The organism is Azospirillum brasilense (genome assembly GCF_007827815.1).
Classification (GTDB): domain Bacteria; phylum Pseudomonadota; class Alphaproteobacteria; order Azospirillales; family Azospirillaceae; genus Azospirillum; species Azospirillum brasilense_C.
In genome coordinates, this window is record NZ_VITH01000010.1 from 94,315 (window position 1) to 103,436 (window position 9,122).

The window sequence follows — 9,122 nt, forward strand, 5'->3', positions numbered from 1 at the left end:
GCTTGGCGGTGCGTCCGGCAAAAGCGCATCCCCCTCACCCTGCCCTCTCCCCAGAGGGGAGAGGATTATCTCAAGGTGTTTACGACATCACTGCGCCATGGCGGCCTTCTTCGGCGGCGAGGCCGGCCAGGACTTGATGAGCTGGTCGTAGTCCACCGTCTCGCCCTTGGGCTTCTCGTTGGACAGCTTGCGCTGCGGCGCGGTGGTGCCGTCCTTCTCGGCCTTGGCGAACCAGAACTCCGCCGACTCCTTCTTGTTCAGCTTCGGCCCGCATTCGCCCTGCACGCCCGACCGCTCCAGACGCTCCATTACCGAGTCCTGGGCCGCGGCCAGCGCGTCCATCGCCGCCTGCGGCGTCTTGGCGCCGGAAGAGGCGTCGCCGATGTTCTGCCACCAGAGCTGCGCCAGCTTCGGGTAATCCGGCACGTTCACGCCGGTCGGCGTCCACTGCACGCGCGCCGGGGAGCGGTAGAACTCGACCAGCCCGCCCAGCTTCGGCGCGCGTTCGGTGAAGCTCTTGTCCCAGATGTCGCTTTCCCGGATGAAGGTCAGGCCGACATGGCTCTTTTTCAGGCTGACCGACTTGGACATGGTGAACTGGGCGTAGAGCCACGCCGCCTTGCGGCGGTCCACCGGGGTGGATTTCAGCAGCGTCCAGGACCCGGCGTCCTGATAGCCCAGCTTCATGCCGTCCTTCCAGTAGGCGCCCTTTGGCGACGGGGCCATGCGCCATTTCGGCGTGCCGTCGGCGTTCACCACCGGCAAACCGTCCTTCACCATGTCGGCGGTGAAGGCGGTGTACCAGAACATCTGCTGCGCGACGTTGCCCTGGGCCGGCACCGGACCGGATTCGGAGAAGGTCATGCCGGCGGCCTGCGGCGGCGCGTATTTCTTCAGCCACTCCACGTATTTGGTGACGGAGTAGACCGCGGCGGGGCCGTTGGTGTCGCCGCCCCGCTCGACGGAGGAGCCGACCGGGCTGCAGCCCTCCATGCGGATGCCCCACTCGTCCACCGGCTTGCCGTTGGGCAGGCCCTTGTCGCCGTTGCCGGCCATCGACAGCCACGCGTCGGTGAAGCGCCAGCCCAGCGACGGGTCCTTCTTGCCGTAGTCCATGTGGCCGTAGACCTTGACGCCGTCGATCTCCTTCACGTCGTTGGTGAAGAACTCGGCGATGTCCTCATAGGCCGACCAGTTGACCGGGACGCCCAGCTCGTAGCCGTACTTGGCCTTGAACTTCTCCTTCAGGTCCGGGCGCTGGAACCAGTCGTAGCGGAACCAGTAGAGGTTGGCGAACTGCTGGTCGGGAAGCTGATAGAGCTTGCCGTCCGGACCGGTGCCGAAGGATTTGCCGATGAAGTCGTTCACGTCCAGCGTGGGGGACGTGACGTCCTTGCCCTCCCCCTCCATCCAGTCGCTGAGCGCCACGGCCTGCTTGTAGCGGAAATGGGTGCCGATCAGGTCGCTGTCGTTGATCCAGGCGTCGTAGATGTTCTTGCCGGACTGCATCTGAGTCTGGATCTTCTCGACCACGTCGCCTTCCTGGATCAGGTCGTGGCGCAGCTTGATGCCGGTGATCTCGCTGAAGGCCTTGGCGAGCGTCCGGGCTTCGTACTCATGGGTGGTGATGGTTTCGGAGACGACGTTGATCTCCATCCCGGCGAAGGGCTTGGCGGCGTCGATGAACCACTGCATTTCCTTCAGCTGATCCTCCTTCGACAGGGTCGAAGGCTGGAACTCGCTGTCGATCCAGCGCTTGGCCGCCTCGATGTCGGCGAAGGCCGGGGCTGATGACAGAAGAAGCGCCGCCGCGGATGCGGAGGCGAGATACAGGGTACGCATCGTTTATTCCTCCCGTTTCCATTGTTATAGGCCCGTTCCGGCCGACACAGGCCGGCCGTCACACCCAGCGGAAGACCGCCGCGGCGTAGAGAAGCGAAAGCGCGGTCGCGTAGTGCACCTCCCCGCCCACCAGCCCCAGCCAGGCGAGGTGGATGAAGGCGCTGCCGAGCAGCGTGATGAACAGCCGGTCGCCGCGCGTCGTGGTGATGCCCAGCACGCCGGGGCGCGCCACCTCCGGCCGGTTGAGCGCCAGGACGGTCAGCAGGGTCAGCAGCCCGGCGATGACGGCGAAGAAGGCGCCGGTCTGCCAAGTCCAGGCCATCCAGGCGAGATGTTCGGTGACGGTGTCCATGGCGGCGTCCTCCCTCCCGTCAGACGCGGCCCAGGGCGAAGCCCTTGGCGATGTAGTTGCGCACGAACCAGATCACCAGCGCGCCGGGCAGGATGGTCAGCACCCCCGCCGCCGCCAGCAGCCCCCAGTCCATACCGGAGGCCGAGACGGTGCGCGTCATCGTCGCCGCGATGGGCTTGGCGTCCACCGAGGTCAGGGTGCGCGCCAGCAGCAGCTCGACCCAGCTGAACATGAAGCAGAAGAAGGCGGTGACGCCGATCCCGCTGGCCACCAGCGGCATGAAGATCTTCACGAAGAAACGCGGAAAGCTGTAGCCGTCGAGATAGGCGGTCTCGTCGATCTCCCGCGGTACCCCGGACATGAAGCCCTCCAGAATCCACACCGCCAGCGGGACGTTGAACAGGCAGTGGGCCAGAGCCACGGCCAGCGGCGTGTCGAACAGCCCGATGGCGGAATAGAGGTTGAAGAAGGGCAGCGCGAAGACCGCCGCCGGGGCCATGCGGTTGGACAGCAGCCAGAAGAACAGATGCTTGTCGCCGACGAAGCGGTAGCGCGAGAAGGCGTAGGCCGCCGGCAAAGCCAGCGCGATCGACAGCACCGTGTTCAGCGCCACATATTGCAGCGAGTTCAGATAGCCCGAATACCAGGACGAATCGGTGAAGATCCGCCGGTAATTCTCGAAGGTCAGGGTGTGCGGCCACAGCGTCAGGCCGCTGACGATCTCGGTGTTCGTCTTCAGGCTCATGTTCACGAGCCAGTAGATCGGCAGCATCAGGAACAGGATGTAGAGCGTGAGGACGATCCGTGCGCGCAGCATGGCCCGTTTCCTTTGCTAGTTCCGTTGCGCGTCCATGCGGGTCATGACCGTGTAGAAGACCCAGCAGACCGCCAGGATGATCAGGTTGTAGACGATGGACAGCGCCGCCGCCTTGCCCAGGTCGAACTGCCCCAGCGCCAGCTTCACGAGGTCGATCGATACGAAGGTCGTCGAGTTGCCGGGACCGCCGCCGGTCACGACGAAGGGCTCGGTGTAGATCATGAAGCTGTCCATGAAGCGCAGCAGCACGGCGATCAGCAGCACCCGGTGCATCTTCGGCAATTGGATGTTGCGGAACACCGCCCAGCGCGACGCCCCGTCGATGCGGGCCGCCTGATAGAAGGCGTCGGGGATGGAGCGCAGGCCGGCGTAGCAGAGCAGCGCCACCAGCGAGGTCCAGTGCCAGACATCCATCGTCACGATGGTCACCCAGGCTGACAGCGGGTCCGCCGTGTAGTTGTAGGGAATGCCCAGCCGGTTCACCGCCCAGCCCAACAGGCCGATGTCCTCGCGGGCGAAGATCTGCCAGATGGTGCCGACGACGTTCCACGGGATCAACAGCGGCAGCGCCAGCACCACCAGGGTCGCCGCCACCCGCCAGCCGTGGCGCGGCATGCTCAGAGCCACGGCGATGCCCAGCGGCACCTCGATCAGCAGGATCAGCAGCGAGAACAGCAGGTTGCGCCACAGCGCGTCGAAGAAGCGCCCGCCGAGGTCGGTGGAGGGGTCGAGAAGCTCCTGGTACCAGCCGATGCCGTTCCAGAAGAACTGGTTGTTCCCGAAGGTGTCCTGCACCGAGTAGTTGACCACCGTCATCAGCGGCAGGATGGCCGAGAAGGCGACGATCAGCAGAACCGGCAGGACCAGCAGCCATGCCCCCTGGTTGACGGGTTTATCCATCACGCCGCCTCCCCTTCCACGAGCGTTCCGTCCGCGTAGACATGCACCATGGCGGGGTCGAGCAGCAGCGACGCCTCGTCCCCCGCCAGCGTCAGATCCTCCGGCACCGTCGCCGCCATCGGCAGGCCCGACAGCTCCACCCGCGCGATGCGCGTGCGCCCCAGATCGTCCAGCCGGCGCACCCGCACCGGCACGCCGCCGGCCCCGGCGGGCGCCAGCGTGGCGAATTCCGGCCGCACGCCGATCTCGATCTTTGCTCCGCCATTCAGGGCTGGAAAGCCGCGGCGCAGCGCGATGACGTGCCCGCCGACCCGCGCGGCGCGGCCCGACACCTCGGCCGGCAGGACGTTCATGCCCGGCGATCCGATGAAATGTCCGACGAAGACGTGGGCCGGGCGCTCGAACAGCTCCTGCGGGCGCCCCACCTGCACGACGCGCCCGTCATGCATCACCACCACCTTGTCGGCGAAGGTGAGCGCCTCCGTCTGGTCGTGGGTCACGTAGATCATCGTCAGGTCGAGCGCGCGGTGCAGCGCCTTCAGCTTCGACCGCAGCTCCCATTTCAGATGGGGGTCGATGACGGTCAGCGGCTCGTCGAAGAGGATGGCCGCCACGTCCGGGCGGACCAGCCCGCGCCCCAGCGAAATCTTCTGCTTGGCGTCGGCGGTCAGGTTCCGCCCACGCCGGTTCAGGTCCGCCGTCAGGTCGAGCAGCCCGGCGATCTCCCGCACCCGCGCGTCGAGCGGCGCCCCGCGCAGGCCGCGGTTGCGCAGCGGGAAGGCGAGGTTCTCGTAGACCGTCATGGTGTCGTAGACGACGGGGAACTGGAAGACCTGGGCGATGTTGCGCGCTTCGGTCGGCAGGGCCGTCACGTCCTTGCCGTCGAACAGCACCCGCCCCTCGCTGGGGGTCAGCAGGCCGGAAATGATGTTCAGCAGCGTGGTCTTGCCGCAGCCCGACGGCCCGAGCAGCGCGTAGGCGCCGCCTTGCTCCCACACATGGGTCATCGGCTTCAGCGCGTAGTCGTCGTCGCTCTTCGGGTTGGGGGTGTAGCTGTGGCCAAGGGATTGAAGGTCGATGCGCGCCATGCCGTCCGCCCTCCCGTCACGCCGCCATGACCAGCGGCGGCGCCGCGGCCAGCCGCCCGTCATGGCCGAACACGAACAGCCGCCGCGGGTCGATGAAGCACTCGATCCGCTCGCCCGGCTCGACCTCCAGCACGCCACGCGTGACGGCGACCCAGCGGTCGGTTCCGCCATCGGTGCGCGGCAGGTCGATGTGGACGAAGCTCTCGGAGCCGGTGATCTCGCTGACCGCCACCGCACCGCTCAAGCACAGCGCGTCGGCGTGGGGCCGCGTCAGGTGCAGGTGGTCGGCGCGGAAGCCGATGGTGTAGTCGTCGTCCGGCAGCTCCGCCAGCACGCCGCGCGCCGGCCCATGCTCGCCCGTCGCCAGAACGATCTGCAAGCCGCGCTTGTGCACCCGCATGGTGTTGAGCGGCGGGTCGGAGAAGACGCGCGCGCTGGTCAGGTTGGCCGGGCGGCGGTAGACGTCCGGCGTGCGCCCGAACTGCGCCAGCCGCCCTTCCCACAGCGTCGCCGTGTTGCCGCGGAGCAGCAGCGCCTCCGCCGGCTCCGTCGTCGCGTAGACGAAGACGGCGCCGGTCGCGGCGAAGATCTTCGGCAGCTCCTCCCGCAGCTCCTCGCGCAGCTTGTAATCCAAATTGGCCAGCGGCTCGTCGAGCAGGACGAGCTGCGCCTCTTTCACCAAGGCGCGGGCGATGGCGGTGCGCTGCTGCTGGCCGCCGGACAGCTGCTGCGGCGTGCGGTGCAGGTAGGGCTCCAGCTTCAGCAGGCGCGCGGCCTCCCGCACCTTGCGGTCGATCTCGTCCTTGGGCCGGCGGGCGACCCGCAGGGGCGAGGCGATGTTCTCGTAGACGGTCAGGGAGGGGTAGTTGATGAACTGCTGGTAGACCATGGCGACGGAACGTTCGCGGACGTGCCGCCCCGTCACGTCCACCCCGTCCACCAGCACACGCCCGGCGCTGGGCACGTCCAGCCCGGCCATCAGCCGCATCAGCGACGTCTTGCCCGACAGGGTCGGCCCCAGCAGAACGTTCAGCGACCCACGCTCCAGGCTCAGCGACACGTTCTCCAGGTGAACGTGGCCGCCGACATGCCTGCTGACCTTGTCCAGAACCAAGCCCACCGGCCTTCCTCCCCAATATTCATTTTTTCTTTATTGAGATGGTTCTTGTCGCTGTGTTTTCAGCCGCTGTTCCACGCCCCCTATTCGGCGGCGTCGGATGCCCTCTCCCTCCGGCTGCGCTCCTCGGTCATGAAGGCGTCGAGCGCCTGGGTCTGGGCGGCGTCCAGCCGCAGCCCCAGCTTGGTCCGGCGCCACAGCACGTCCTCGGCGGTCTCCGCCCATTCCTCCGTCATCAGATAGCGGACCTCGGCCTCGGTCAGGGTCCCGCCGAAGTCGCGGCCCAGATCCTCCGGCCGTGCGGCGCTGTCGAGAATCCGGCGGGCGCGGGTGCCGTAGGTGCGCACCAGCCGCTCCAGATGCGGCTGGGTCAGGAAGGGCGCCCGCCCGCGCAGCTCGGCGGCCAGCGCCGCCCCGCCGTCCACCGGGAAATCGCCGCCCGGCAGGGTGCCGGCGCTGCTCCAGTCCGAAGCTCCGGGTGCGAGCTTCGGCAGGAAGGGCGCCAGCTTGGCGATGGCCGCGTCGGCCAGACGGCGGTAGGTGGTGATCTTGCCGCCGAAGATGTTGAGCAGCGCCGCCTTGCCGTCACCCGGCGCGTCGAGCGCCAGCACATAGTCGCGGGTCGCCGCCTGCGCCGTCGAGGCGCCGTCGTCGTACAGCGGGCGGACGCCGGAATAGGTCCACACCACATCGGCGGGCGTCACCGGCTTGGCGAAATAATCGCCGGCGGCGGCGCAGAGATAGGCGATCTCCGCCTCCGACGCGCGGACGTCCGCCGGATCGCCCTGGTAGTCGTTGTCGGTGGTGCCGATCAGGGTGAAGTCGCGCTCGTAGGGGATGGCGAAGACGATGCGCTTGTCGGCGTTCTGGAAGATGTAGCAGCGGTCGTGGTCGAACAGCTTCGGCACCACGATGTGCGAGCCCTGGACCAGACGGATGCGCGCGTCCACCGTGGACCGCGCCCCCTGCCGCATCACCTCCGACACCCAGGGGCCGGCGGCGTTCACAAGGGCGCGGGCGCGGATGCTGCTGCGCTGGCCGCTGCGTGTGTCCTCCACCGTCACGGTCCAGAGGCCATCCTCGCGGACAGCGCCCAGGAAGCGGGTGCGGGTGCGGATCGTCGCGCCCATGCGGGCGGCGTCCTGCGCGTTCAGGACCACCAGACGCGCGTCGTCGACCCAGCAATCCGAATATTCGAAAGCGCGACCGAAACCGGGCTTCAGCGGCTTTCCCGCCGGATCGCCGCGCAGATCGAGCCCGCGCGTGCCCGGCAGCCTCTCCCGCCCGCCGAGATGGTCGTAGAGGAACAGGCCCAGCCGCAGGAACCAGGAGGGCCGCAGGCCGGGCAGATGGGGCAGAACGAAGCGCAGCGGCCAGATGATGTGCGGCGCCATGCGCCACAGCACCTCGCGCTCGCGCAGCGCCTCGCGGACCAGCCGGAACTCATAATATTCCAGGTAGCGCAGGCCGCCGTGGATCAGCTTGGTCGAGGCCGAGGACGTGCCCGACGCCAGATCCTTCTGTTCGCACAGATAGACGGAGCAGCCCCGCCCCGCGGCATCGCGCGCGATGCCACAGCCGTTGATGCCGCCGCCGACGATGGCAAGGTCGTAGACCCCGGCCATCCATCCCTCCTCTCCGCTGTGCGCCCGCCCCTTGCGGTCTGCGCCTTTGTTTTCGTTTCAAACGGTAGCCGAGGGTTCGACGGGCCGCAATACGAAAAAAGTGAAAGCGATACGAAAGGTCATGGCGCCATCCACCCTCCCTCGTTGGGAGAGCCGGTGAACTCCCACGGCGCCGGCGGGTTATCCAGGCAACCGGAAGCGGAGGATCGCGTGTTCGAGTGGATCGCAGACATGGTCGAAGGCGGCGGCTACGCCGGCATCGCGCTTCTGATGCTGCTGGAGAACGTCTTTCCGCCCATCCCATCGGAACTCATCATGCCCCTGGCCGGCTTCGTCGCCGCCCGCGGCGACCTCAGCCTGCCGCTGGTGGTGCTGGCGGGCACGGTGGGGTCGGTGGCCGGAGCGCTGTTCTGGTACTACGCCGGGCGGTGGCTGGGCAGCGAGCGGCTGAAGCGGCTGGCTGCCCGCCATGGCCGCTGGCTGACCGTGGCTCCCGCGCAGGTCGACGAGGCGACGGGCTGGTTCCGCCGCCACAGCGCGGCATCGGTGCTGATCGGGCGGCTGATCCCGGCGGTGCGCACGCTGATTTCCGTCCCCGCCGGGATCGCCGGGATGGGGCTGGTGCGCTTCCTGGTCTATTCGACCCTCGGAACGGCCCTGTGGTCGCTGGTCCTGGCCGGCGCCGGCTATCTGCTGGAGGGCCAATACGACAAGGTGTCGGGCTGGATGGACCCGGTGGCCAAGCTGGTCATCGCCGCCTTCGCCGGCTGGTACGCGTACCGCGTCGCCACCTTCCGTCCGCAGGAGCAGAACTGACGGGGAGTGCCCCCGTCAGTGTCCGCTGAGCCGGCCTCCCTCACTCCTTGGCATCGTCCTTCGAACCGCGGGTGGGCAGGTCCTTGCGTTTGGCGGACGCCATCTCCCGCAGTTCCTTTTCGCTCATCGATTTCGCCATGTCCTTCGACGCGCCGCGCAGACTGGACTCCGGCTGCTCGCCGCGCTTAGCCGCCAGCGCCGCGCCGGCGGCCATCTGCTGCTTCTTGGATTCCGCCTTGCTCATCCGATCCCTCCACCTGTGATGTGAAAGCGCTTTCCATCAACAGGATGGGGAGGGGTTTCGTCGTGCCAGCGAGCGCTGCAACCTTTGATGAGCCGCCGCGCTCCGTCTGCCCCGCCACGATCGGAGCAACCCTCGCCAAAGCAGGATAACCACACGTTGGTGTGTCGATAGCATTCCGCATTCGTAATGTGGCTTTCTCTTCTGTCAAAATTTCTTTGAGTTGCATCATGCGTTGACAATCCCCTTTTAGGACGTATTCTCGGCGACCTAATCCCTTTTTGGGACGCATATGACGTTTCTGTAAAAACTCGTCGCAAATTG

At 67.2% G+C, this 9,122-nt stretch carries 9 protein-coding genes; 1 reads left to right on the top strand and 8 read right to left on the bottom strand.

Annotation, left to right across the window (positions count from 1 at the left end; genetic code table 11):
* Positions 1 to 87: 87 nt before the first annotated feature.
* From FBZ83_RS20775 to glpD, 7 genes are all read right to left on the bottom strand, one after another.
* The gene (locus tag FBZ83_RS20775; RefSeq protein WP_145687774.1) at positions 88 to 1,842 is read right to left on the bottom strand and encodes an ABC transporter substrate-binding protein; all 1,755 of its coding nucleotides are present in this window, start codon (positions 1,840 to 1,842) and stop codon (positions 88 to 90) included.
* A gap of 58 nt (positions 1,843 to 1,900) precedes the next feature.
* Entirely contained in the window at positions 1,901 to 2,194 is a 294-nt protein-coding gene (locus tag FBZ83_RS20780; protein WP_014242528.1) for a DUF2160 domain-containing protein, read from the bottom strand.
* Between the two features lie 19 nt (positions 2,195 to 2,213).
* Positions 2,214 to 3,011 (bottom strand): carbohydrate ABC transporter permease, encoded by a 798-nt coding sequence (locus FBZ83_RS20785; RefSeq protein WP_014242527.1) that lies wholly within the window; start codon positions 3,009 to 3,011, stop codon positions 2,214 to 2,216.
* A 15-nt stretch (positions 3,012 to 3,026) separates the two neighbouring features.
* The gene (locus FBZ83_RS20790; protein WP_059399526.1) at positions 3,027 to 3,911 is read right to left on the bottom strand and encodes a carbohydrate ABC transporter permease; all 885 of its coding nucleotides are present in this window, start codon (positions 3,909 to 3,911) and stop codon (positions 3,027 to 3,029) included.
* Positions 3,911 to 4,999 (bottom strand): ABC transporter ATP-binding protein, encoded by a 1,089-nt coding sequence (locus tag FBZ83_RS20795; protein WP_145687781.1) that lies wholly within the window; start codon positions 4,997 to 4,999, stop codon positions 3,911 to 3,913. Before FBZ83_RS20795 ends, FBZ83_RS20790 begins: the two co-directional genes overlap by 1 nt.
* Positions 5,000 to 5,015: 16 nt before the next feature.
* A complete protein-coding gene (locus FBZ83_RS20800; protein ID WP_145687788.1) occupies positions 5,016 to 6,119 on the bottom strand; it encodes an ABC transporter ATP-binding protein in 1,104 nt (367 codons plus the stop codon).
* An 80-nt stretch (positions 6,120 to 6,199) separates the two neighbouring features.
* The gene (gene glpD, locus FBZ83_RS20805) at positions 6,200 to 7,741 is read right to left on the bottom strand and encodes a glycerol-3-phosphate dehydrogenase (protein WP_145687797.1); all 1,542 of its coding nucleotides are present in this window, start codon (positions 7,739 to 7,741) and stop codon (positions 6,200 to 6,202) included.
* A 210-nt stretch (positions 7,742 to 7,951) separates the two neighbouring features.
* On the opposite strand from glpD, the gene FBZ83_RS20810 reads away from it, so the two are divergent.
* Positions 7,952 to 8,557 (top strand): DedA family protein, encoded by a 606-nt coding sequence (locus tag FBZ83_RS20810; RefSeq protein WP_145687810.1) that lies wholly within the window; start codon positions 7,952 to 7,954, stop codon positions 8,555 to 8,557.
* A 40-nt stretch (positions 8,558 to 8,597) separates the two neighbouring features.
* Here the strand turns inward: FBZ83_RS20810 and FBZ83_RS20815 are convergent, their stop codons facing one another.
* Complete coding sequence (locus tag FBZ83_RS20815; protein WP_145687823.1) at positions 8,598 to 8,801, bottom strand: DUF3008 family protein; 204 nt, start codon at positions 8,799 to 8,801, stop codon at positions 8,598 to 8,600.
* Positions 8,802 to 9,122 lie beyond the last annotated feature (321 nt).

Coding starts and splice junctions, on each gene's coding strand:
- FBZ83_RS20775 (WP_145687774.1), bottom strand. CDS start 1,842: ATGCGTACCCTGTATCTCGCCTCCGCATCCGCGGCGGCGCTTCTTCTG.
- FBZ83_RS20780 (WP_014242528.1), bottom strand. CDS start 2,194: ATGGACACCGTCACCGAACATCTCGCCTGGATGGCCTGGACTTGGCAG.
- FBZ83_RS20785 (WP_014242527.1), bottom strand. CDS start 3,011: ATGCTGCGCGCACGGATCGTCCTCACGCTCTACATCCTGTTCCTGATG.
- FBZ83_RS20790 (WP_059399526.1), bottom strand. CDS start 3,911: ATGGATAAACCCGTCAACCAGGGGGCATGGCTGCTGGTCCTGCCGGTT.
- FBZ83_RS20795 (WP_145687781.1), bottom strand. CDS start 4,999: ATGGCGCGCATCGACCTTCAATCCCTTGGCCACAGCTACACCCCCAAC.
- glpD (WP_145687797.1), bottom strand. CDS start 7,741: ATGGCCGGGGTCTACGACCTTGCCATCGTCGGCGGCGGCATCAACGGC.
- FBZ83_RS20815 (WP_145687823.1), bottom strand. CDS start 8,801: ATGAGCAAGGCGGAATCCAAGAAGCAGCAGATGGCCGCCGGCGCGGCG.